The following is a 23630-nucleotide window of genomic DNA, read 5'->3' on the forward strand; positions in this document are numbered from 1 at the left end:
GTGATCCGGATCCACTTCACCGCCGCCGACTTCTCCCGTGTGCGGTTCTCCGCCCGGCCCGCCCCGCTCCAGGAGCTCAACGCGGCCTTCCTGACGATGTTCCACCCCGCGCCCCGCCCCGACGGCGCCCTGCTCTTCGGCCGCTGGAGACGGCGGCTGCTCCACGCCCTGCCGGCGGCGGCCGGGCCGCTGGGGGAGCTGGTCCCCGCGGCCGTGGCGCCCCGTTTCCTCGACGTGTTCGACGACGGCCTGAAGGACGCACTGGACACCGTCCGGACGACCCGCCCGGACCTGGTCCGCTCCGAGCTGGAGCGCGTGTACGCCCACCACACCGCGCCGGCCCCGCCATGGATCCGCGACCTGCACCGGGGCGAGGCCGGTGCCTGGTGGCTCCTGTGCCGCGCCCAGCACGCGGCGTTCGAGACCGTGCTGCGCCCGGTGTGGAACGCGGTGCAGGACCTGCACCGGGCGGAGTTCACCCGCCACGCGCTGACCGTGGCCGAGCGGGGCCTCGGCGCCGCACTCACCGAGCTCGTTCCCGGCAGCCGGATGCATGACGCGGTGTGGGAATGGGAGGCGCCGGGGGGGCGGGACGTCGAGCTGGACGGCCGCGGCCTCCTCCTGCTGCCGACCTTCCACTGGACCGGCCGCCCCCTCCTGGCGGATCCGCCCGGCGGCCCGCTCGGCCTGACCTACCCGGCCGGCCCGGGCCTGCCGCCCCTGCCCTCCGGCACCGACGGCACGCACGACGCCCTGGCCGCGGTCCTCGGCCGCACCCGCCTCGACATCCTGCTCCTCCTCGCGGAGCAGCACACCACCGGCGGGCTCGCCCGGCGGCTAGGCGTCAGCGACGCCACCGCGTCCGCCCACACGGCCGCGCTGCGCGGCGCGGGCCTGATCACCACGGTCCGCGAGGGGAAGTCCGTACGGCACCGGCGCACCGCACTGGGCGGCCTGCTCGTGCGGCAGCGCACACAGCGTTCCGGGTCGGCGTGACGTGTCCGCACCCGAGGACACCGGGCGGCCGGCCCGCGACGCGGGTGCACGGCGCCTGCCGGTCACCCATGTGGGGCCCGCCCTCATCCGCGAGGCGGCGACGGAGCGGGCCGCGGCGGTGCGGTGTACGGGGGCGTGACGGAGACGGCGTACGAGGGAGACGTTCACCGTCTCACCCCGTAAGTGTCGGGCACGTCAACATCCGGGAAATTCGCGCCACTTGGCGTTGACGTGCTCACATCTACACGCGTCATCATCGGCGTATGCGAATCCCCCCACGCCTCACCCTGCTCGGCGCTGCCGCCACGCTGCTGTCCACGCTCTTCACCGGACCGGCCGCGGCGGCCCCGACCGCACCCACCGCCATCACGGCGGTCGGGGACATCTGTTACTCCCGGCTGCCCGCCCAGGCCCACGACACCCTCGACCTCATCGAGGCCGGCGGCCCCTATCCCTTCCCCCAGGACGGCACCGTCTTCCAGAACCGCGAAGGCATCCTGCCGAGCCGGACCACCGGGTACTACCACGAGTACACGGTCGTCACCCCCGGCTCCGAGACCCGCGGCGCCCGCCGCATCGTCACCGGCGACACCGCCCGGGAGGACTACTACACCGCCGACCACTACGAGTCCTTCGACCTCGTCGACCACGACTGCTGAGCGTGTACGTCATCGAGGGCCGCCGGGTCACCACCCTGGCCGGTTTCTGGCGGGTCGTCGGCGAAGCCGTCAACGGCCCCGGCGGCTACTTCGGCCACAACCGCGACGCGTTCGCGGACTGCCTGAGCGGCGGTTTCGGTACGCCGGAGGGCGGCGACTTCGCCATCGAGTGGCGCGACCACGACGTCTCCCGCCGCGCCCTCGGGCCGGAGCTCTTCGACGAGCTCGTGGAGATCATGGAGGAACGGGCGCCGGGCGCGCTCCGGCTGCGCTGACCTCCCGCCCGGGGCGGCCGGGCGGTCAGCGGCGGCGCGGCAGGGTGTGCTCCAGGCGCCGCCTGTTGCGCTCGTCCCGTACGTGTGCCAGGGCGCCCTCGGCGATGTCGCGCGCCGAACTCCCCGGCGCCTCGCTGCCCAGGATCCGCGCCAATGCCTCCAGGGCACGGTCGTCCTGACGCCTCGCCAGGCCGCGGGCGGCCTCGGCGGCCGTGTCGGCGTCGGCGTCGTCCAACCGGGCGGCCAGGGCCTCGCGGAGGGCGGGGGAGTCGTCCGGCACCTCGGCGAGCGCCAGGGTCGCCCAGTCGCGCACCCCGGGATCCGCGTCGCGGCTCAGTCCGATCAGCACCTCCACGCCCTCGCGGTGGCCGGCGGGCACCAGCCCGGTGAGCGCGACCGCGACCCCGCGCCGCACGCCGGCGTCGGGGTGCGCGGCGTGCCGGAGGACCTCCGGCAGCGCGGCCGGGTCACCGCGCCGCCCGAGCGCGCCCACGACGGCCGTCACCAGCTCCGCGTCCCGCGCCTCCCGCGCCATCTCCCGCAACACCGGCACCGCCCGCGCCCCGTCGGAGCCGAGCCCGCCGAGGACGTCCGCCGCGAAGGCCCGCCGCAGCGGGTCGTCGCTCGCCGCCCAGGCGACCGCCGCCCCGAACGTCTCCTCGTCGGCGCGCAGGCACAGCGCCCGCACCGCCTCGGTCCAGTCGTCCTGCCGGGGGTCGCCGCAGCGCAGGGCCCGCCCGGCCAGCTCCTCGTGGCCGGTACGGATGCCCAGCGCGGCCTCCAGGAGGGTCGCGATCGCCGCGTGGCCGGTCTGCTGTTCGGCGCCCGGGCCGGGCACCCCGTCGCGCAGCAGCTCCACGACGACGGTCACCCCGCCGTCCTCCGGCACGCGCCGGGTCACGACCTCGTACCCGTCCGGCCCGTACGCCTCCGCCAGGTCCCGCCGCAGCGCCTCCGCCACATCCGCCCCGGCCCATCGCAGGGCCTCGCCCAGCGCGTCCTCCAGGCCCGGCGCGCCACGCGCCAGCAGCGCCCGCACCACCGAGGGCGAGCCGCGCCGGGCGGCGGCGACCAGCGGCACCTCCTCGCCGGGCGCCGGGCCGGGCAGGCCGGGGTCGGCCCCGTACTCCAGCAGGGCCTCCACGGTGTCGGCGAACCCCTGCCGCACCGCCCACGCCAGCGCGGTGAACCCGAACTCCTCGCGCTGGTCCGGCCGCGCCCCGGCGGCGAGCAGCGCCCGCACCACGCCGGTGTGCCCACCGCACGCGGCGCCGCACAACGGCAGGTCACCGCCGCGCTCCCCGCTGCCCCGCCCGGGATCGGCGCCGGCGGCGAGCAGCAGCCGGACGATCCCCACGTGATCGCTCACCGAGGCCAGATACAGGGCGGTCGCGCCCAGCCCGTCGGCCGCCTCGGCCGGGACGCCCGCCCGCAACAGCCGTACCACCGCGTCCTCGTCCCCGCCGTGGACGGCTTCGAAAAGGTCCTCCACCTTGCTGGTCATGGTCCGACCTTCACCCGCCCGCGCCCCGCACGCCAAGTCGATATCGTCCCGGGCGCCTTATGTGTCGCATTCCAGGACCGTCCGGCACAGCCCGCAGCGGGCCCGCACCCGTCCCCGTACCGGGACCCGGATGCGCTGCTGGCAGGTGGGGCACGGGAACGAGACGCGCAGCCCGGCGTCCTGCCCGTCGCTCTCGAAGGCGTACGGCAGCCCGGTGGCGGCCCCGGGGTGGTCCCGTGCGTAGCGGCGGTCCTTCGCGTAGCGGTGGCGGCCCGCCCAGCCCGCCGCGGTCAGCGGGGGCTGTTGTCCGTCGCGCAGCGCATGGGCCCGGCCGTCGGTGTACGCGACGTACGCCTGGGGGCTGGTGAACCACGGGGAGGGGTCCTCCCCGAACACCAGCGCCCGCTTGGCCAGCACGTACCCGAACTCCTCCGGCGTCAGATACCCGAGCTTCTGGCTCGACACGCCGTCCTCGCGGTACGCGTCCAGCAGCAGCCAGCCGGCCCCGAGGTACGTCGTCACGGTGTCCGTCAGGATCTCGTTGTCCCGCGTACCGGGAAAGGCCAGGCCGAGCCGGTGCAGCAGCACATGGGTGATCTCATGGGCGAGGGCCGCCCCGATGTCCCGGCGGTGCGTACGGAACCGGTCGTTCAGCTCGATGAAGTACTCCGGGCCCGCCGCCAGTTCGACGCTCGCCGCGTGTGTCATCTCCCGGAAACCGACGATCATCCGCGCGTCCGGCAGCCGCAGCTGCTGCACCAGCGCGTGGGCCACCCGCTGTGCGCCCAGGTGGAGGTCGTCGTCCTCGGCGAAGGCCACGTCGGCGGGGGCGACGCTGCTGGCGTACGCGTACAGCCCTTCCTGGGTCAGCCGCCGGTACAGGGCCGTGATCGCCGCCCGCACGGTGTCGAGGTGCGGGTAGCCGTGCACGACCTCACTGCCGTTCGCCACGTCCCTACCCCCATGTGCGACGTCGACCTTCCTCCACTGTAAGGGCCCGAGCACGGGCGCAGAGGGCCGCCGGGGCACCGGTGGATGCGGCCGGGGCGACCGGGCGAGGGCCTCCGCGGCGGCCGGACGGGGGCTGCCGGGGCAGCCGGGCGAGGGCCTCGGTGGCTCCGGGGAAATGGCCGAAAACGTGGCCTTGTGGTCCCGCTGATCACCTCCGGATAATCCGGGACATGCCTTGACGGGACCATGTCATAGAGCTGCCTCACGGCATGGGCCCCGTCGTGTGCGCACGGCCCAACCCCCCACGAAAGGCAGACAATTGAATCTCCTTCGTACCCTCAAGAGATGTGCGGCGGCCGGCGCCGTGGCCCTCGCCGCGGTCAGCCTCCAGCCCACCACCGCCTCCGCGGCCCCCCAGCCGGTCGTCGGGGGCACCCAGGCCGCGCAGGGCGAGTTCCCGTGGATGGTCCGGCTCTCCATGGGCTGCGGCGGCTCCCTGCTCACCCAGCAGATCGTGCTGACCGCCGCCCACTGCGTCAGCGGCTCCGGCAACAACACCAGCATCACCGCCACCGCCGGTGTCGTGGACCTGCAGAGCTCCAGCGCCATCAAGGTCCGCTCCACCAAGGTCCTCCAGGCTCCCGGCTACAACGGCAAGGGCAAGGACTGGGCCCTGATCAAGCTCGCCCAGCCGATCAACCTGCCCACCCTGAACATCGCGACGAACACCGCGTACAACAGCGGCACCTTCACCGTCGCCGGCTGGGGAGCCACCCGTGAAGGCGGCGGCCAGCAGCGCTACATGCGCAAGGCCACCGTGCCGTTCGTCTCCGACGCCAGCTGCCAGCAGTCGTACGGCTCCGACCTCGTCCCCGCCGAGGAGATCTGCGCCGGCTACGCCCAGGGCGGCGTCGACACCTGCCAGGGCGACTCCGGCGGCCCGATGTTCCGCCGTGACAACGCCGGCGCGTGGATCCAGGTCGGCATCGTCAGCTGGGGCCAGGGCTGCGCACGGCCCGACTACCCCGGCGTCTACACCGAGGTGTCCACCTTCGCCTCCGCCATCAAGTCCGCGGCGGCGACCCTCTAGCACCACGGTGGGGCAGGCCCGGCGGGGCCTGCCCCTTCCCGCTGTGCCAGGCGTACGGACCTCCCGGCGCCCTCCAGCTCCAGCACCCACGCCTCGTTCACCCCCTCCCGCAGCACCGGCCCCGGGACGAACAGTGACTGCTGCGGCCCCACCCCCCAGTACCGCCCCAGGCAGAACCCGTTCACCCACACGAACCCCCGCGTCCAGCCCGGCAGTTCCAGCGCCGCGTCCCCCGCACCGGCCACCACCCCCACCCCCCGGTACAGCCCCGGCGCACCCTCCCGCGCCACCGGCGTGAACGGCACCTTCGCCACCCCGTCCGCCGCGAACGCGTCCACCCGCAGCCCCCGCGCCCGCACCCCGTGCACGTACTGCCGCTCGTGCAGCACCCCGCCCGTGACGCCCTTGCCCTCCGCGAGCCGCGGCCCGTAGTTCACCCGGCCCAGGGACTCGACCCACAGCTCCACGACCGCGGGGCCCGCGACCGGCGCCGCCAGCACCGCGTCCTCGGAGTCGAGCACCCCCACCCGGACCCCGTCCACGTACACCACCGCCCGGTCCCTGAGCCCCGTCACCGACAGCGGATACGGCTGCCGCGGCCCCGGAACCTCCAGCCGGTAGCGGACCACGCCCCGGTCCACCCCCAGCTCCTCGAAGGACGGCGGCACCGGCCCGTCCCACTCCTCGTCCCCCAGCGCCTCCAGTACACCGTCCAGGGGCGCCCACTCCACGAGCGGGACGGCCACGGGCGCGGCCAGCCGCGCGGGCGGCGCGGGAACCGGCGGCAGCGGGCCCTCCGCGTACCTCTCCAGCACCGCCCGGAACGCCCAGAACTTCGCCGTCGGCAGGCCCGCCTCGTCGATCGGGGCGTCGTAGTCGTACGACGTCACCGTTGCCTCCAGCGGACCGTCATGCAGCGCACCGGCCCGGTTCGCACCCGCCCACCCACCGAAGTTCGTCCCCCCGTGCGCCATGTAGACGTTCACCGACGCCCCGCACTCCAGGACCTCCGCCAGCGCCGCCGCCGCGTCCCCGGCGTCCCGCACCGCATGCGCGTCGCCCCAGTGATCGAACCAGCCGCACCAGAACTCCATGCACATCAGCGGCCCCCGGGGCTGGTGCCGCCGCAACACCTCGAACGCCGCCCGCGCCCCCGACCCGAAGTTCACCGTGGCCAGCACACCCGGAATCGACCCGCCCGTCAGCATGTGGTCCTCGGGCCCGTCCGACGTGAACAGCGGCACGCTCACCCCGCACGCCGCCAGCAGGTCCGCGATGTGCCGCAGATAGCCCGCGTCCGAGCCGTAACTCCCGTACTCGTTCTCCGCCTGCACCATGATCACCGGACCGCCGCGGTCCACCTGCCGCTCCACCACCTGCGGCAACAGCGTGCGGAACCACCGGTTCACATGCACCAGGTACGCGGCGTCCTCCGTCCGCACCCGACGCCCCACCCGCCCCGTCAGCCAGTGCGGCAGCCCCCCGTTCTCCCACTCGGCACAGATGTACGGACCCGGCCGCACGATCGCCCACAACCCGGCCGCGTGCACCGCGTCCAGGAACCGCCCCAGCGCCGCCACGTCCCGGTATCGGCCCGCCTCCGGCTCGTGCAGATTCCACGGGACGTACGTCTCCACACAGTTCAGGCCCATCGCGCGCAGCATCGCCAGCCGGTGGTCCCACTGCTCCTCGTGCACCCGGAAGTAGTGCAACGCCCCCGACAGCAGCCGCACCGGCCTGCCGTCCAGCAGAAAATCCTGATCACCCACCGTGAACTCGCCCACGAACCCACCCATCTCCTGGTCACGTACTGCGACCAACTGTCGCCCTCTGGCGGTCGGCGGGTCCATGGACAAAGATCAGCGCTGTTTGGACGCACGAGCGCGGAAACGATTCACCGGGGAGGCCGAGGGATGTACCACACCTGGATGCGCTTCTTCACGCCCAGCCCCCTGCACCAGCGGCTCGGCCTCGTCTGCCTGGGCGTCGGACTCCAGCACGGCACCCTGCCCACCGTCGGCCCCCGCACCCTCGACCACCACGTCGCCGTCGTGATCAACGCGGGCGGCGGCTGGTACCGGCACCCCGACGGGCGGCGCACCACCATCACCGCACCCGCCCTGCTCTGGCTCACCCCCGGCGTGCCGCACCACTACGCGCCCGACCCCGCCACCGGCTGGGACGAGGGCTTCGTCGACTTCACCGGACCGGTCACCGCCACGTACACCGAGCTCGGCTACATCGAACCCGACCGCCCCGTCGTCCCCCTCGCCGACGCCGGCCCCGCCCGCTCCGCCATCGGCCGCATCGCACGAGCCGCCCGGCGCGGCAACCCGCTCCTCGAAGTCGAGACCTCCGCCGCCGTCCACGAACTGCTCGTCACCCTGCGCCGCGCCCGCGCCGACACCAACGCCGACGGCGACCTCGTCCTGGAGGCCCTCGCCCGCGACGCCTTCCAGCCCCTGTCGGTCGCCGAACACGCCGCCCGGCACGGCATGACCCCCGCCGAGCTGCGCACCGCGGTACGCCGCGGCGCGGGCTGCAGCCCCAAGGACTACCTGCTCGGTATCCGGCTGGGCCGCGCCAAGGAGCTCCTCGCCGGCACCGAGCTGCCCGTCGCCGCCATCGCGCGCCGCGTCGGCTACGACGACCCCGCCTACTTCTCCCGCCTGTTCACCCGCCGCGTGGGCACCGCCCCGGTCCGCTTCCGCGAGCAGCAGGGCCGCACCGTACCGGGGGGCTGGAGCACCCGGGTCCCGGATGCCGAACACCCCCCGACGATCATCACGGGACACGTCTAAGCTCGCTCACCATGAGCACCAGCGACACCGACGACACCGTACGCGCCGAGCTGAACCGGCTGCGCGAAAGCATCGACAACATCGACGCGGCGGTCGTCCACATGCTGGCCGAGCGCTTCAAGTGCACCCAGCAGGTCGGCCACCTCAAGGCCCGCCACCACCTGCCCCCGGCCGATCCGGCCCGCGAGGCCCGCCAGATCGCCCGGCTGCGACAGCTCGCCGAGAGCGCCAACCTCGACCCGGCGTTCGCGGAGAAGCTCCTGAACTTCATCATCGCCGAGGTGATCCGCCACCACGAGACGATCGCCGGCGGCGCAACCCCCACCGAAGACTAAGAGGAGCAGTTCCCCATACGGGGCGCTCAGACGGAGGGAGGGTGTCCGACACCGGGCGGTGGCGACCGAGTTGGACACCTTTGACCGCGCTGTACGTCCACATTGACGACCGCTTGAAGACCTCAGGGTGGAGTGGCCTGCCGCCCCGACCGATCGCCCACGCCGCGCCGGGCCCGGTCCGACCTGGCCGGATGGGCAGACTATGGCCACTGCCGCTCCACTCACGCTTCTCCTCGGGTCTGAAGCCGCACCCGGTGTGCACCCCGGCCGGCCTGCCGGTCAGCTGTGCCCTGGCCGCCGGCCCGAAGACCGACGAACCGCAGCGCCTGACGCTCTGATCGACACCGAGCCGCATGTGGCCGACGACCGTCCCGGGTCAGCGACACCCTCCAGGACCGGCTCGGCATCGAGCAGCACGGCGGCCGGACCATACGCGCCACAGCCGAGCGGCCGCGCTTGACGACCCCCGGGCGAGACGCGGTGACAGGCCACGGGAAGACCCGTGAAAGACGTGCCCCGCAGACTGCGGCTGAGCGACCGGCCGTGCCGCGCTCCGTCCTCGTACACCGATGAGAGGAAAACCATGGACCAGATGGCGGGCTACGAAATCAACCTCGAGAGCAGGGCCACCGAAGACGAGGCTCCGGGCACGATAGAGATCCGAATGCTGGACAAGATCGAGACAATCGAGAACAAGTGCATGTGTGGCTAGTTTTCCGTTCCAGGGATGTCCGGTGATGGCGGGGGATGTATTCCTCCGCCATCACCGCGGCACCGTCGTGGGGAGGGTCTCTGACCGTGAAGTTGCCGCGAGTGAAAACGGAGCACGAGCCGCAGCGATTCGATGACGGAACGATCCGCATCGGCGGAGCGATATACGGAACCGCTGCCGAGATATCGGATCCGCATGGGTGGGTGTGGGACGCGCTCGTCCTGATGGACGGGAACACCCCGTCCGCCCTCATCGAGGAGCGACTTGTCTCCCGGCACCCGGGGCTCGGCGCTTCGGGAGCGCGCCACGTGGTGGCGGGCCTCCTGGGCTCAGGGTACGTCGAGGATGCCGCCGCCCCCGCACCCGCCGACTTCGGACCTTCCGATCGTGAGCGCTACAGCCGGAACCACGCCTACTTCAGGCGGGTGGACCTGCGCCCCGGTAGCGATCCCTGGGAGGCACAGCGCAAGCTGCGGCAGGCGCGCGTGCTGGTGCTGGGGCTGGGCGGAACCGGAAGTCACGCCGCCTGGGCGCTGGCCGCCTCCGGTGTCGGCTCTCTGCACTGTGTGGACCCCGACGTGGTGGAGGAGTCGAACCTCACGCGTCAGGTCCTCTACGCGGAAGGGGACATCGGCAAGCCGAAGGCCGAGGTCGCCGCCGAGCGGCTGGGCGCGGTGAATTCTTCGGGATCTTTCACTCATGAACGACGCAGGGTTGACACAGAGGCCGACCTCGCCGCCCTGGTGACCGGTTTCGATGTCTTCGTCCTGTGCGCGGACGAACCACGCAACGATGTCATCGTGAAAATGACGAACCGGGTGTGTGCCGCACTCGGAATTCCCTGGGCGTACGCCGGCTACAACGGCCCGCTGGTGGCCGTGGGCGTGTACGGGCCCGGCGGACCCTGTTTCGAGTGTGTCGCTGCCGGCGAGGAAAGGAAACTCAAGCCCGGGTCGAATCCCCGCATGGGAGGGGTCGGCGTCATCGCCCCACTGGCCGGACTGTCAGGGCAGCTGATCGCCTACGAGGTGGTAGCGCTGATCACGGGGATCAACAGGACACCACTCGGATACGTGCGCGGAGTGAACATGATCGCCCCCGACCACCACGTCTACGTACGGCACCCTGCCCGTCAGGACTGCGACCGGTGCAACCCGTGACGGCGGGCATCGCGGAACCTCGGAATGCCGGGGATCGCGGGAGGGCGGCCCGGGTGACCTTCCCGGCGCTCGAAGTCCGGCCGGACGGTGACGAATGGATCGTCGGCCGCCAGGACACGGGCCAGGTGGTGGCCGTTCCCCAGGCGGGAATGGAGGCGCTTCGCCTCCTCACCGCCGGATGCTCGACGGAAGAAGCCCGCACGTGTCTGCGGGAGAGGACCGGCCAGGACCTCGACGTTCAGGCATTCGCCGAAGGACTCGCCCGCGCCGGGCTGGTCACGGCCATTGGTGACCGCTCCTTCGAGGCGCAGCCTGTGAGGATGACGCTTCCCGCCGTGCGGCCACGCCATGTTCGATGGATGATGAGCCCGGCATTGCACTGCCTCGTCATGGCCGTGGCTCTGATGGGGCCGGTCGTCGCGCTGGCGCACCCGGAGGCTGTCCCCTCGTGGGGAGACCTGTTGTGGAGCCCGTACGGCACCTTCACGCTCCTCCTGCATTCCGTGGTGGCCTGGATATTGATCCTCGTCCATGAGATGGCGCATCTGCTGACTGCTCGCGCGGCGGGCGTGGCGGGTCGGCTCAGCTTGGGCACCCGGCTGCAGTTCCTTGTGGCACAGACGGAGGTATCGGGCATATGGCTCAGGCCCCGACGCGACCGGCTCACGGTGTATCTGTCCGGGCTGGTGCTGGACGGAGCCATAGCGAGTATCTGCCTGATGGCGATCGCGGCCGGCGCTGAGAGTCCACTCCTCTCGATCGTCGTGCTCACCCTTGTCACCTCGGCGGCCGTCCAGTGCCTTGTCTTCATGCGTACAGATGTCTACTTCGTCGTGCAGGACCTGAGCGGCTGCCGCAATTTGTACGGAGACTCGACGGCGTATCTGCGTCACCTCGGGGCATGCCTGCTGAGAAGGCCCTCAGCGAACCCGCTCGCAGAACGGTCCCGGGCGGAGCGGCGTGCGCTGCGCACCTTCACGGCGGTGATGGTGTCGGGAACACTGGGATGCCTCGCCATGGGGGCGTTGCTCTTCCGCTACGTCACGTGGCCCTTGCTGACCCGGGCGGTGACCGCGCTGGCGACCGAACAGGGCGTACTGGTGCGACTCGATGCGCTGGCGACGATCCTGGTGCTCTGCGGTGTGCAGATCCTATGGGCGCGCCTGTGGTGGCGACGGCACGGAGGAACGGCCCTCCGGATCCGCCGGAGCACCCGTCCGGCCGCGCCCAACGACCCACCGGTGAGCGAGAGGAGAGCAGAGCCCTTGGCGTAACGGCGTACCGAACCCGACACCGACCGTCGCGCCTGAACGGCCATCACCTCAGCTCAGCGACCGGGTTACGGTCGGTGGGTGACACTTTCACGCCTTCGCTTCCGGCTGCTGGGCCCCTTGGAAATCGAGAGGGACGGCGACATCGTCCCCCTCAGCGGACGGCAGCGCGCCCTCTGCACCGTCCTGCTGCTCAACGCGAACCGCGTCGTCCCCATCGAAGGGCTCGTACGGCGGCTGTGGCACGAACGCCCTCCCGCGGCGGGGGAAGCCCGCGTTCGCTCGCTCGTCGCGGAGATACGCCGCGCGTTGGGGCCCGCAGGCCCTGATGTCGTGCTGACCCGGAGTCCCGGCTATCTGATGCGCGCCGAACGCGCACAGCTCGATCTGTTCGAGTTCGAGGATGCGCTGAATCTCGGTTCCGAGGCCGCCTCGCGTGGCAACTGGACCGAGGCTCTCCACCATCACGAACGCGCGCTGTCGCTGTGGCGTGGCGAGCCCTTTCCCGATCTCCCCGCCTTGGCGGAGGGAAGGCGCTTCGTCGAGCTACGAACCGCTGCCCTGGAAGGCTGTGTGGAAGCGCACATGGAACTGGGCAGCCATGGGCCGGCCATCGCCGAACTGGCACGGCTGACGCAGGAGTACCCGTTGCGGGAACGGCCGCACGAGCTGCTCATGCGGGCACTGCACGAAGAAGGCCGCACCGCTGAAGCGCTGGAGGTGTACGCGCGCCTGCGGCGACGACTCGTCGGCGAACTGGGAGTGGAACCCTCCGCCGAGATCGGTGAACTGCAGCGGCAGTTGCTGGTCGGTAAAGGCCGGAAGAGACAGCCCAAGCAACTGAACGCGCTCGCGGAGGAAGCACCTGCCCCCCGGCAACTCCCGCCGGTGACACCCCATTTCGTAGGAAGAAGAACGCATCTGCGGCGCCTCGAAGCATGGCGGCGCGAGGGCGGGCGCCTGATGCTGATCGTCGGCCCCGCCGGCGCGGGCAAGACGACGCTCGCGCTGCACTGGGCGCACCAGGTGGCACACCACTTTCCCGATGGCCAGCTGGTTCTCGACATGCGCGGCTTCGACACGGGCGAGCCGATGACACCGGAGGAGGCCCTGCCGCTGCTCCTCCAGGGTCTGGGACGGGAGCCGGGCGACATCCCGGTCACCCTCGACGCCCAAGTCGCCCTGTACCGCACCCTGCTCGCCGACCGCGCCGTGCTGGTCGTCCTCGACGACGTGGCCGACCGCTCCCAGGTCCGCCGGCTTCTGCCCGGTACCACGCGCTCGCTGACCGTGGTGACCAGCCGGAGCCGCTTGAGCGGGCTGGTGACGCTGGACGGAGCACGAAGCGTTACCTGCGACGTGCTGGACGCGACCGACTCCATCGAGCTCATCGGCAACGCCGCGGGCGCCGAGCGTGTCTCGGCCGAGCCCGAAGCGGCGGCCCAGCTCGCGCATCTGTGCGGCCACCTTCCGCTGGCCCTGTGCGTCGCCGCGTCGTGGATCTGCGACGACAGCCCGGGAAGCATCAGCCGCTACGTACACGACCTGGTCGAGCGTGGCCGGCTCGCCCGGCTCCATGTGGACGGCGACGAGCGTCTTGCCGTACGTACAGCGCTGGACCTGTCGTACGACACACTGCCCGCGATCGGTAGGCGTGTCTTCCGCCTCCTGGGCCTGCTCCCCGGCACGGGGCGTTCCGCGAGCGCCGCTGCCGCTGCCGCCGGGCTGGGGGAGGCCGAGGTCGACGACGCCATGCGGACAGTGGCGCGTGTGCACCTGGTGGCGACAGCCGGTGCGGGACGCTACACCTGGCATGACCTGGTGCACGAGTACGCCCAGCAGCGCCTGATACAGGAGGACACCCCAGCGGAACGGGACGCTGCCGGCCGGCGACTCCTCGACCACTACCTGCACGGCATGGTGAACGCCGCACGGGCTGCCGGGCTGTATGTGCTCCAGCTTCCCCTCGGCGCCCCCCTGGCCGGCTCGGCCCCGCTGTCCTTCACCGGGCCGGAGGACGCCTTCGCATGGTTCGATGCCGAATGGGGGGACATCGCGTCGGCGATCGGCCATGTGGCAGAGCACGGGCCTCGCCGTTACGCCTGGTACCTCGTCGATGCGATGCAGGACTTCCTGCACCACCGCCGGCCGATGTCCGACTGGATGCGTCTGGCCCAGCTGGCCCTCTCCGCCGCACAGCAGGACGACGATCCGATGGGCCAGGCGGCCATGCACCTGTCCCTCGGCTACGCGCTGTGGAGAGTTGCCGATCTCAAGGCCGCACTCTCCCAGTACGAGAGCGCGTGCCGCCTTGCCCGTCGCGCAGTCTGGCCGCAGGGGGAGGCCCGGGCGCTGCATGCCATGGGCACCGCGGTGAAGCAGTTGGGCAACCCCGCGCTGGCGCTCTCGCACTACCACAGTGCGTTGTCCCTCTACCGGGAGACCGGGTACTCGTGGGGGGAGGGGTCCATTCTCAGCAACATGGCGTCCGCCCACCTCGTCCTGGGTGACCTGGCTCAGGCCGACGACGCTCTGGCGGGCGCTCTCCCTCTCACACGCGGAAGAAACCTGCATCTCCATGCCCTTGGCCTCGTCAACCTCGGGCTCGTCCGACAGAAGCAGGGCCGTCTGGCCGAAGCCATGACCGCCCTCGACGAGTCTTTGGAGGTCTCTGAGCAGACCGGTTCGAGCTATGCGAAGGCGGTCACGCTGGAGACCGCCGGCCTCGTGCACCTCGACGCGACCCGGTATGAGGAAGCCGTCGCGGCTTTCGAGCACGCCATGGAAATCGCGGAGCGCGTCGAGAACCGCAACTGCCAAGTGGCGTGCCTGGTGGGGCTGGCCACGGCGAGGATGAAGCTTCACCGTGTTGAGGAAGCGGTGGAGCACCTCGCCGTCGCCCGCGTCGTCGCGGAGGAGATCGGGACCAGTGTCAGCCTGGCGGAGGTCCTTCTGGCACAGGCGACGGCGGACCGTCTGAGGGGTCGGCCGAAGGAGGCCTTGGCCCTCCTCGCGCGAGCTGCGCGGATCGCTGCGGAGGGGGCTCCCCTCACCCTTCCCCGAGTGCTGCGTACGGAGGCGCTCGTCCTCCTTGATCTGGGGAGGAACGGCACGGCGGCCGTCCGCGCACGGGAGGCATGCCGTGTCGCGGCTGCTTCGGGCCAGCGGCTGGTACAGGCGCGTGCCATGAGGGTGCTGGAGCGGTGTCACTCGGCGATGGGTGACATGGAAGCCGCACAGGCGGAGCGCGAGCGGGCGGACACCCTCTTCTCGCTCATCGGGGCCGTCGAGGGGGACTGACCCTCGCAGGCAGCTTGGTGAGTGGACCGTGAAAGATCCGGGACAGGTAGGAGGCTGAGAATCCTTCGGTAGGTAACAGCGGTGCGGCACGCACCGGATATCTGAAGGGATTTCTCCATGACGAAGGCTATTCGTGGCCTGCTGGGCAGGCTGGCCGAGCACGTACTTCCCGCGACTCAGGCTTCCGCGGGCTGTGCTCCGGACTGCTACATGAACTGCGGGACGGTGGGCATTCCCGGCGTGCCCAACGGTGCTGGGTGCGTCCGCTGCTGCTACACGCCCCAGTGTGTGCACTACTGCAACGGCTGACGAATCGGTGACAAGGCCGGCGTCACGGCACTGCGGGCGCCGGCCTCCCCGAACGGAAAATGAGGATGCGTGGTGAGCACTCTCCCGGGCAGCCTGACGGCGTTCGGGCACATAGTTCTGGTGACTGTGTTCGCTCTGTCGTCGATCTCGAAAATTCGGGACTTCCCTTCCTTTCGTGGCCACGTCATGGCCACTGTTCCCGGTGCCGGGAGAATCAGCGGACCAACCGCCGCTGCTGTCATCGCGGCCGAAATCGGCTCGGGTGCGCTGATTCCACTGAGCCGGGACGGAAGATGGGCGCTCGTCCCGGCACTGATTCTCCTGAGCTGCTTCACGCTGTACTTGCTGTGGCTTATCACGGCGCATCGTGGCGCACCGTGCGGGTGCGCCGGGGGGGCGGGCGAGCCGACATCTCTGGTGCACGTTGTCCGCAACGTGCTCATGATGTCTGTCGCGGTGGGGCTGTGGTTCGTTGCGGACCAGCCAGTCGACGCGACCTTGCTGGACTATGCGATTTTCGCACTCCCCGGCCTGCTGATCGGTGCCTCCCTGCTGAACCTTGACCAAGCGGTTTCCTTCTTTCGCTCCGTGTGAAGCGGAAAGGCCAATTGATGAGCACTTTGATTTCCATCGTCGCGCTAATACTCGCGTCGGCGAGTTGTGCCCTGTCCTGGGCGGTCGCCCGGCGGGTGAAGAAGCTCGTTGACCCTCTGGTGGAAGAGGGACGCTTCTCCTCTCGTGGCCGCCCCGACGTGGTGCCGGCTGGCACAACCCTTCCGGAGATGGGCGTCATGACTGATGTCCACGGTGATGCGGTGTCCTTCCCCTCCGGCGATGGGGAACCCTGGATCCTCACCTTCCAGTCCGTCGGATGCAGTGGCTGCAAGGAACAGCTGCCGGGCTACCGCAAATACCTGAAGACGCTGGGCATGAACCGCGACCGGGTCTTCTCCGTCATCACGGGTGACGCCTCGGGAGTCGCCCTCTACCGAAGTGAGCTGGACGAGGTCAGTCACATCGTCCACGCGGACGCGGCTTTGGAGCAGTTCACACAAGATCTGGGGGTCGCTGTCTGGCCGACCTACCTGGTCGTCTCGGGTGACGGGCGGGTCCTTCATTCCGGTTACAGCTCCGCGCGGCTGGCCGAGTCCGGCCTGCGATTGGGCGCCGGAGTCTGACGAAAACGTCCTGCTTTTGTTCAAGGAGGTGGAGTCGTGTCAACGATGAAATTCCATGAGCTCGGCTCTCTCGCGCGGCAGGCGTCTTCGGCCATGTCACTGGCATGGCGCTGTTCACGCGTGCTCATCCTCCTGGCCGGCGGCCTCGCCGCGGTGAGTGGCGCGCTCCCGGTGGCAGCCGGCTGGTTGATGAAGAGCCTGCTCGACCGGTTGACGCTCGGCGAGGCTCAGTCGCACGTCCTGCCCTTGGCGGTCCCCCTGGCCGTACTGGGAGTGCTACAGGCCGCGCTGCCGCACGCCGAGCAGTACGTGCGGACCGAGTTCGACCGCCGGGTCGGCAGGCTGGCGCAGAAGGAGCTCTTCTCATCGATCAACCGATTCGTGGGCATGGGCCCCTTCGAAGACCCTGCCTTCCTCGACCGGTTGCGGCTCGCCCAGCGGTCGGGTTCCGAGGGCCCCAAGCGCGCTGTCACCAGCATGGTCGGCACCTGCCGAGCGGTCATCACGGTGGTCGGTTTCCTGGGCTCGCTCATGTTCCTCGGTCCCGTGATGGGCGTGTGCGTACTCCTCTTCGCCATCCCGGTGGTCGCCGCGGAAGTGCTGTTGTCCCGGCGCAGAGGGGCCATGCTGTGGGCCGTCAGTCCGACGGAGCGACGCGAGCACTTCTACCATCAGCTACTTTCGAGCGCGGAGGCCGCGAAGGAGGTGCGGCTTTTCGGAACGGGTGGCTTCCTGCTGAGTCGCATGCAACGCGAGCGGTCCGCCGCCGACCATGCGAAGCGGAGCATGGACCGACGGCAACTGCTGGTACAGACCTGCCTGGTCGGCACGGCGGCGGTCGCCGTGGGAATCGGCCTGGTATGGGCCATTGTGCAAGCGCAACGAGGCGAGTTGTCGGTGGGCGACATCTCCATCTTCGTGGCTGCTGCGGCCGGGGTGCAGATGGCGCTGACCCAACTGGCCGCCGAAGTCGGGGGTATGCACCAGGCGCTGACGCTCTACCGGCACTACATGGAGATCAGCGGTGCTGGGCCCGAGTTGGCGGTGTCGAAGAACCCGCGGACGCTGCCCCGGCTGCGAGACTCCATCGAGCTGCGGGACGTCTGGTTCCGCTACTCCGACTCACACCCGTGGATCCTGCGCGGCGTCAACCTGAAGATCCGGCAGGGGGAATCCCTGGCGGTGGTCGGCTTGAACGGGTCCGGTAAGTCCACGCTCGTGAAACTGCTGTGCCGCTTCTACGACCCCACCCGCGGATCCGTCCGCTGGGACGGCGTGGATATCCGAGAGGTAGACCCCACGGCCCTGAGGCAACGCATGGCCGCTGTTTTCCAGGACTATATGCAGTACGACCTGACGGTCAGGGAGAACATCGGTCTGGGCGAGCTCTCCGCCATGGACGACCAGCAGAGAATCGAGAGGGCGGCGCGGCTGGCCGGTGTCGACAGGACGGTGTCGGACCTTCCACACGGCTACGAGACGCTGCTGACGAGATTCTTCTTCTCGGCGGCGGAGGCGGACAATCCCGAAACCGGTGTCATGCTGTCGGGCGGCCAGGGACAGCGGATCGCCTTGGCACGCGGCTTCGTACGAGGCGACCGCGACTTCATGATCCTGGACGAGCCGTCCTCCGGCCTGGACGCGGAGGCGGAGCACGAGATCCACTCCTCGCTCAAACGTCACCGCGCCGACCGGACCAGCTTGCTGATCTCCCACCGGCTCGGCTCCGTACGGGACGCGGACAGGATCGTCGTCCTGTCGGACGGCCGGATCATGGAGGAAGGCGACCACCGGACGCTCATGGCGGACAAGGGCGAGTACGCGAGACTCTTCTCCCTCCAGGCGTCCGGTTATGCCGTGGATCCTGCACAACCGGAACTCGCGGGCGGGTGAGTCATGGCGACGACACTGATGTGGATCGCAGTGATCACCGTGACTGCGACGACGACGTTCGGCCTGCTCACCCGCCGGCTGGTCCTGGTCACGGTCAACGGGGTGAGCATGGCACCGACGTACTCGCCCGGAGACCGACTGCTGGTGTGGCGGACACAGCGCCCGGGCCGCGGCAAGGTCGTCGTGATCGAACCACCGCCGGGGCCGTGGTCCGAGACCAGCACGGACCGCTGGCTCATCAAGAGGGTGGACGCCATCGCCGGTGACCCCCTACCACTTCCGGCCGCGCGGGGTGGGGCTGCTGCCGCTACGGTTCCCACCGGAATGCTCTACCTTCTCGGCGACAACCGGGCCCGGAGCATGGACTCGCGGCACCTGGGGCTCTTCTCGACCCGGCAGCTCCTCGGCACGGTCTGCTGCCGGATCTGAGGGGAACTCAAGCCACCTGTGTTTCCAGGGAGGGATCGCGCCGCAGGACGAGCTCGTGCAATCGGCTCAGGGAGGACGCGGGTTCCTGCCCCAGGTGCTCGACCAGATGCTTGCGAAGGATCCCGAACCGGGCGATGGCGTCCCACTGGCGGCCGCTGAGGTAGAGGGCCCTGATCAGGATCTCAGCGATGGCCTCGTCCAGAGGATGTTCATCGGCAAGCCGGAAGAAGACGGGTACCACTTCCGTGTGGCGGCCCAGGGCCAGCGCGAGCCGAGCGTGCTCGATGCGGGCCGCCAGGATTTCCTGCACCACGGAGTAACGAGCACGGTCGGACCAGCTGGAACGCAGCTCGGGAATTGGGGCCCCTCTCTCGAGCGCGAGGGCTTGGTCGAACCGCTCCAGCGCCACCAGGTGGTGCCCGGCCTGGAGCGCCACCCGGGCGGACTGCGTCAGCGTGCGGAACAGGTGCAGGTCGACGCAGACGGGGTCGATCCTCAGGACGTAACCGCCACGTTGCCGGGAGAGTACGCAGCTCGCGCCCGTAACTCCGGGGTCGGCCAGTGACTGGCGGAGCCGGCTCGCGCAGGTGTAGAGAGCGGCACGGGGGCGCTCCGGCTCGTTGTCCTCCCAGATGTGTTCGACCGCATAGCGATCCGGGACGAAGGCATTGGGCTGCCATGCGAGCAGCGCCAGAAGATGTGCGGTGCGCTCGGAGCGAAGCGGGCTGGCTGTGCTGGATCGCATCGAAATTCCTATCGAGCCCAGAAGCTGAATGCGCATGTCATGTCCCTTTCTAGTGGACGATCTTGGCGCCAGGGCTCAGATGCTCACAGGGAGCCGCATGGACCGCGCATGAATCGCGCATGAGCGGACCTCACGTTGCGGCGTGGGGAGCGCTGGACGAGCAGTACCGGAGAGCGCCCCGGGTCCGCCACCCCCCGTGTACGCGGTCGGGCCACCTCCCGACCGCACCCGGTCCAGCCCGGGCGATCCGACGAGGCCTGGGCCCAGTCCGCCTCCGTGTGGGCCAGCACCGCGATCCGCCTCCGCCCCGGATCGAGCACCGCGAACGCGATGTCCGTCAGGTCACCGACGAACCAGTCGTTCCCGCCGCCGCGCTCCCACGCGAACCGCAACCAGCGGTGCTCGGCCGCCAGCCGCACCGCGTCGTACGGTGACACCTCCCCGCCCAGCCCCACCAGCGCGTACAACCCGCGCCACGCCAGCAGCCTGCCGTACGCCCCATACCCGGCTCACCCCACACACCACCCCGCGAACGCGGCCACGAACAGATCGCACAACACGTCGTCCGCCGTCGTGTGCACCGCAGCCATCTCCCGCGTGGACGTCCACGCCAGGCACGACGCCGGCAGCTCGGCGAGCAGCGCCGCGTTCCAGCCGACCGGATCCAGCGGCCGCGGCAGCTCGTAGAACCGCACGTCCCAAGCCCCCTCGTCCCCGAACGGCGCCGCCGCCCCCGCGCCGCCTCCCGCACCTCCCGGGCCCCACGCCCGGCAGCGGCCTCCGCAGCCGTCGGCGGCACCTCCGGGTACCGGGCCCGCAGCTGCGCCGGGCTCAGCGAGCCGAGCATGCTGCCCGGCGACCACCCCCCGCCACGCAGCCGCCGCTCGAAATTCAGCGAGGCGAGCGGCAGCCACGCCAGCGGATGCCCCAGCTCCGCCAGCCGCTCCCGGTACGCCGCGTACGGACCGCCGTCCAGTCCGAACCACAACGCCATCTCCTGCAACAGACGCGCACGGAACTCCGCCGCACGGTCCAGCCGCCCCGGCAACGTGGCGAACAGCGGCTCGAGCGCCACCCTGCTGGGCCGCTGCATCAGCCGCCAGGCGATCCACCGCACCAGCGCCCGCCCACCACCGGGCCCCTCCACGCCCTCCACCCGCTCCGCGAACCGCGCGGCGCACTCGGCGTCCTCCCGCGTCCCACCGGCGCACAGCTCCGCGACGACGCTCCGCAGCCGCACCGGATCCCGCCCGCCCACCCCGGTGATCCCCTTCCATGGCCAGGAGGGTACGCCCCGCCACCGGATCAGCCCTGAGATGAACCCCCGTGCCCCGGCCCCGCCCCATCGGGCAGCATGGCCCCATGCCCGTACTGACGCGCGACGAAGCGCAGACCCGAGCCCAGCTCCTCGACGTCCACCGGTACACGGTCGACCTCGACCTGACGACCGGCGAAGAGACCTTCGACTCCACCACCCTCGTCCACTTCACCGCCCGCACCGCCGGGAACACCTTCGTCGAGCTCAAGCCGGCCACGCTGCGCTCCGTCACCCTCGACGGGCAGCCCCTCGACCCCGAAACGCTCAGCGACAACCGGCTCCCGCTCACCCTCACCGAGGGCGAGCACACCCTCCGCGTCGACGCCACCATGCGGTACTCCCGCACCGGTGAGGGCATGCACCGTTTCACCGACCCCACCGACGGCGAGACCTACGCCTACACCCAGCTGTTCATGGAGGACGTCCAGCGCGTCTTCGCCGCCTTCGACCAGCCCGACCTCAAGGCCGTCTTCGAGGTCGCCGTCACCGCCCCCCACGGCTGGACCGTCCTCGCCAACGGCGTCACCACCCACCAGGGCGACGGCCGCTGGCAGGCCGCCCCCACCCCGCTCATCTCCACCTACCTCGTCGCCGTCGCCGCCGGCCCCTGGCACTCCATCCGCACCCAACACGCCGGACTGCCCTTCGGCATCCACTGCCGCCGCTCCCTCGCCCCCCACCTCGACGCCGACGCCGACGAGATCCTCGACGTCACCCGGCAGTGCTTCGACCGCTACCACGAGAAGTTCGACGAGCCTTACCCCTTCGACTCCTACGACCAGGCCTTCGTCCCCGAGTTCAACTCGGGCGCCATGGAGAACCCCGGCCTCGTCACCTTCCGCGACGAGTTCGTCTACCGCTCCGCCGTCACCATCACCGAACGCCAGACCCGCGCCATGGTCATCGCCCACGAGATGGCCCACATGTGGTTCGGCGACCTCGTCACCCTCAAGTGGTGGGACGACATCTGGCTCAACGAGTCCTTCGCCGAGTACATGGGCTACCAGATCATCAACGAGGCCACCAGCCGCTACCCCGACACCTGGGTCGACTTCGGCGTCGCCCGCAAGTCCTGGGGATACGACGCCGACCAGCGCCCCTCCACCCACCCCGTCGCCCCCGCCCCCGGCGCCGTCCCCGACACCGCCTCCGCGCTGCTCAACTTCGACGGCATCTCCTACGCCAAGGGCGCCTCCGCCCTCCGCCAGCTCGTCGCCTGGATGGGGGAGAAGGACTTCCTCGCCGGCATCAACACCCACTTCGCCCGCCACAAGTTCGCCAACGCCACCCTCGCCGACTTCATCGACAACCTCGCCTCCGCGACCGACCGGGACGTCCACGGCTGGGCCGAAACATGGCTGCGCACCACCGGCGTCGACACCCTCACCCCGGCGTACGACCGGGCCACCGGCACCCTCACCGTCACCCGCACCGGCAGCCGGCCCCACCGCATCAACGTCGGCCTCTACGACCACGACCTCGCCGACGGCAGGCGCCTCGTCCTCCGCGACCGCCTGGAGATCGACGTCCCGCAGGACACCCCGGCGAACATCCCCGGCCCCCGGCCGGCACTGGTCGTCCTCAACGACGGCGACCTCACCTACGCCAAGATCCGCTTCGACGACCATTCCGAGGAACGCGCCCTGCGCACCCTCTCCGGCATCCCCCGCCCCCTGGCCCGGGCCGTCGTGTGGAACTGCCTGCGCGACATGGTCCGCGACGGCGAACTCGAACCCGTCACCTACCTGGAGACCGCGCGCGCCCACCTCCCGGAGGAGAGCGACCTCGCGATCGTCCAGGGCGTCCTCGGCTTCGCCTCCGCCCACATCGCCGACCGGTACGTCACCGCCGAGGACCGGCCCGCCGCCCTCGCCCTCCTCACCGACCTCACCCGCGACCTCATCCGCCGCACCGAGGACGGCAGCGACCCGGGCCTGCGCCTCACCGCCGTACGCCACTACATCGACGCCGCCAACCGGCCCGGCACCCTCCAGGGCTGGCTGGAGGACGGCAGCGTCCCCGGCGGACCCGAACTCGACCCCGAGCTGCGCTGGCGCATCCTGGCCCGGCTCGCCGTCCTCGGCGCCACCGACGAGGCCGCCATCGCCGCCGAACTCGACCGCGACCCCAGCGCCACCGGCCAGGAAGGCGCCGCCCGCTGCCGCGCCGCCCTGCCCACCGCCGAGGCGAAAGCGGCCGCCTGGGACCGTATGTTCACCTCCGACACCCTCTCCAACTACCTGTTCACCGCCACCGCCCAAGGCTTCTGGCAGCCCGAACAGGCCGATCTGGTACGGGAGTACGTCCCCCGCTTCTACCCCGACGCCACCGCCCTCGCCGACCGCCGGGGCCCCGCCATCGCCGACGCGGCCGGCCGCTTCGCCTTCCCCGCCCACGCCGTCGACGCCGCCCACCTCCGCCTGGCCGAACAGCACGTGTCGTCCGACAACATCCTTCCGGCCCTCCGCCGCAAACTCACCGACCAGATCGACGACCTGCGCCGGGCGCTCCGCGTCCGCAAGTCCTGACCGTCGCCCCGCCCCCGCCGACAACCGGCTCTCGGCGGGGGCGGGGGCGGGGGCGGGGACCGCGCCCGCCCCCACAGGGGCCCGGCCCCCCCCCCCCCCCCCCCCCCCCCCCCCCCCCCCGGCCCCCCCCCCCCCCCCCCCCCCCCCCCCCCCCCCCCCCCCCCCCCCCCCCCCCC

At 71.0% G+C, this 23630-nt stretch carries 20 protein-coding genes and 1 pseudogene; 15 read left to right on the top strand and 6 right to left on the bottom strand.

From position 1 onward, the window contains the following. The 3 genes from ABT360_RS06065 to ABT360_RS06075 all read left to right on the top strand — a co-directional run bounded on the left by ABT360_RS06065 (position 1) and on the right by ABT360_RS06075 (position 1930). Positions 1–996 carry an ArsR/SmtB family transcription factor gene (locus ABT360_RS06065; RefSeq protein WP_351811364.1) on the top strand — a complete coding sequence of 332 codons (996 nt, stop codon included), beginning with the start codon at positions 1–3 and terminating at the stop codon, positions 994–996. A 263-nt stretch (positions 997–1259) separates the two neighbouring features. Then, a complete protein-coding gene (locus ABT360_RS06070) occupies positions 1260–1655 on the top strand; it encodes a ribonuclease domain-containing protein (protein ID WP_351811366.1) in 396 nt (131 codons plus the stop codon). Continuing rightward, positions 1649–1930 carry a barstar family protein gene (locus tag ABT360_RS06075; protein ID WP_351811462.1) on the top strand — a complete coding sequence of 94 codons (282 nt, stop codon included), beginning with the start codon at positions 1649–1651 and terminating at the stop codon, positions 1928–1930. The genes ABT360_RS06070 and ABT360_RS06075 overlap by 7 nt, the downstream gene beginning before the upstream one ends. Before the next feature lie 25 nt (positions 1931–1955). Here the strand turns inward: ABT360_RS06075 and ABT360_RS06080 are convergent, their stop codons facing one another. Together ABT360_RS06080 and ABT360_RS06085 are read right to left on the bottom strand one after the other, a co-directional pair. Further along, positions 1956–3434 (bottom strand): HEAT repeat domain-containing protein, encoded by a 1479-nt coding sequence (locus tag ABT360_RS06080; RefSeq protein WP_351811369.1) that lies wholly within the window; start codon positions 3432–3434, stop codon positions 1956–1958. Positions 3435–3491: 57 nt separating this feature from the next. After that, positions 3492–4385, bottom strand: coding sequence for a hypothetical protein (locus tag ABT360_RS06085; protein WP_351811373.1), 894 nt, complete (start codon positions 4383–4385; stop codon positions 3492–3494). A gap of 319 nt (positions 4386–4704) precedes the next feature. Between ABT360_RS06085 and ABT360_RS06090 the strand changes: the two genes are divergently transcribed. Continuing rightward, positions 4705–5475 (top strand): S1 family peptidase, encoded by a 771-nt coding sequence (locus tag ABT360_RS06090; RefSeq protein WP_351811376.1) that lies wholly within the window; start codon positions 4705–4707, stop codon positions 5473–5475. On the opposite strand, the gene ABT360_RS06095 is transcribed toward ABT360_RS06090, so the two are convergent. Beyond that, positions 5472–7259 (bottom strand): glycoside hydrolase family 35 protein, encoded by a 1788-nt coding sequence (locus ABT360_RS06095; RefSeq protein WP_351811465.1) that lies wholly within the window; start codon positions 7257–7259, stop codon positions 5472–5474. The genes ABT360_RS06090 and ABT360_RS06095 overlap by 4 nt on opposite strands. Before the next feature lie 129 nt (positions 7260–7388). Here ABT360_RS06095 and ABT360_RS06100 point away from each other — a divergent pair, with 129 nt between their 5' ends. From ABT360_RS06100 to ABT360_RS06150, 10 genes are all read left to right on the top strand, one after another. Further along, positions 7389–8276, top strand: a complete 888-nt coding sequence (locus ABT360_RS06100; protein ID WP_351811379.1) for a helix-turn-helix domain-containing protein — start codon at positions 7389–7391, stop codon at positions 8274–8276. An 11-nt stretch (positions 8277–8287) separates the two neighbouring features. Further along, positions 8288–8611 (top strand): chorismate mutase, encoded by a 324-nt coding sequence (locus ABT360_RS06105; RefSeq protein WP_351811382.1) that lies wholly within the window; start codon positions 8288–8290, stop codon positions 8609–8611. Between the two features lie 502 nt (positions 8612–9113). Then, entirely contained in the window at positions 9114–9323 is a 210-nt protein-coding gene (locus ABT360_RS06110) for a hypothetical protein (RefSeq protein WP_351811385.1), read from the top strand. A 101-nt stretch (positions 9324–9424) separates the two neighbouring features. Beyond that, on the top strand, positions 9425–10483 hold the full coding sequence (locus ABT360_RS06115) for a HesA/MoeB/ThiF family protein (RefSeq protein WP_351811388.1): 1059 nt from the start codon (positions 9425–9427) through the stop codon (positions 10481–10483). 53 nt (positions 10484–10536) lie between these two features. Next, complete coding sequence (locus ABT360_RS06120) at positions 10537–11757, top strand: hypothetical protein (protein ID WP_351811390.1); 1221 nt, start codon at positions 10537–10539, stop codon at positions 11755–11757. Between the two features lie 78 nt (positions 11758–11835). Beyond that, the gene (locus ABT360_RS06130) at positions 11836–15054 is read left to right on the top strand and encodes an AfsR/SARP family transcriptional regulator (RefSeq protein ID WP_444852185.1); all 3219 of its coding nucleotides are present in this window, start codon (positions 11836–11838) and stop codon (positions 15052–15054) included. Between the two features lie 381 nt (positions 15055–15435). Further along, positions 15436–15957: a MauE/DoxX family redox-associated membrane protein gene (locus ABT360_RS06135; RefSeq protein WP_351811393.1), complete on the top strand. Its 522-nt coding sequence runs from the start codon at positions 15436–15438 to the stop codon at positions 15955–15957. Between the two features lie 17 nt (positions 15958–15974). Continuing rightward, positions 15975–16541, top strand: a complete 567-nt coding sequence (locus ABT360_RS06140; protein WP_351811395.1) for a TlpA family protein disulfide reductase — start codon at positions 15975–15977, stop codon at positions 16539–16541. A 45-nt stretch (positions 16542–16586) separates the two neighbouring features. Further along, positions 16587–18434 carry an ABC transporter ATP-binding protein gene (locus ABT360_RS06145; RefSeq protein WP_351811471.1) on the top strand — a complete coding sequence of 616 codons (1848 nt, stop codon included), beginning with the start codon at positions 16587–16589 and terminating at the stop codon, positions 18432–18434. A gap of 3 nt (positions 18435–18437) precedes the next feature. Further along, entirely contained in the window at positions 18438–18863 is a 426-nt protein-coding gene (locus ABT360_RS06150) for a S26 family signal peptidase (protein WP_351811398.1), read from the top strand. A gap of 7 nt (positions 18864–18870) precedes the next feature. On the opposite strand, the gene ABT360_RS06155 is transcribed toward ABT360_RS06150, so the two are convergent. The 3 genes and pseudogenes from ABT360_RS06155 to ABT360_RS06165 form a co-directional block, all read right to left on the bottom strand. After that, positions 18871–19644, bottom strand: coding sequence for an AfsR/SARP family transcriptional regulator (locus ABT360_RS06155; protein WP_351811401.1), 774 nt, complete (start codon positions 19642–19644; stop codon positions 18871–18873). A 47-nt stretch (positions 19645–19691) separates the two neighbouring features. Continuing rightward, positions 19692–20099 (bottom strand): annotated as a pseudogene (locus tag ABT360_RS06160) (DUF6183 family protein); the annotation flags it as partial. 18 nt (positions 20100–20117) lie between these two features. Continuing rightward, positions 20118–20303, bottom strand: coding sequence for a hypothetical protein (locus ABT360_RS06165; RefSeq protein ID WP_351811406.1), 186 nt, complete (start codon positions 20301–20303; stop codon positions 20118–20120). Positions 20304–20970: 667 nt separating this feature from the next. On the opposite strand from ABT360_RS06165, the gene pepN reads away from it, so the two are divergent. Then, positions 20971–23454, top strand: coding sequence for an aminopeptidase N (gene pepN, locus ABT360_RS06170; protein ID WP_351811410.1), 2484 nt, complete (start codon positions 20971–20973; stop codon positions 23452–23454). Positions 23455–23630 lie beyond the last annotated feature (176 nt).

Origin of the sequence: Streptomyces sp. NPDC000229 (genome assembly GCF_040300825.1) — a bacterium.
Lineage (GTDB): Bacteria > Actinomycetota > Actinomycetes > Streptomycetales > Streptomycetaceae > Streptomyces.

Bases quoted from the DNA above. Each gene is read 5' to 3' on its own strand.
- ABT360_RS06070 (WP_351811366.1), top strand. From the start codon at position 1,260: ATGCGAATCCCCCCACGCCTCACCCTGCTCGGCGCTGCCGCCACGCTG.
- ABT360_RS06080 (WP_351811369.1), bottom strand. From the start codon at position 3,434: ATGACCAGCAAGGTGGAGGACCTTTTCGAAGCCGTCCACGGCGGGGAC.
- ABT360_RS06100 (WP_351811379.1), top strand. From the start codon at position 7,389: ATGTACCACACCTGGATGCGCTTCTTCACGCCCAGCCCCCTGCACCAG.
- ABT360_RS06105 (WP_351811382.1), top strand. From the start codon at position 8,288: ATGAGCACCAGCGACACCGACGACACCGTACGCGCCGAGCTGAACCGG.
- ABT360_RS06140 (WP_351811395.1), top strand. From the start codon at position 15,975: ATGAGCACTTTGATTTCCATCGTCGCGCTAATACTCGCGTCGGCGAGT.
- ABT360_RS06145 (WP_351811471.1), top strand. From the start codon at position 16,587: ATGAAATTCCATGAGCTCGGCTCTCTCGCGCGGCAGGCGTCTTCGGCC.
- ABT360_RS06150 (WP_351811398.1), top strand. From the start codon at position 18,438: ATGGCGACGACACTGATGTGGATCGCAGTGATCACCGTGACTGCGACG.
- ABT360_RS06155 (WP_351811401.1), bottom strand. From the start codon at position 19,644: ATGCGCATTCAGCTTCTGGGCTCGATAGGAATTTCGATGCGATCCAGC.
- pepN (WP_351811410.1), top strand. From the start codon at position 20,971: ATGCCCGTACTGACGCGCGACGAAGCGCAGACCCGAGCCCAGCTCCTC.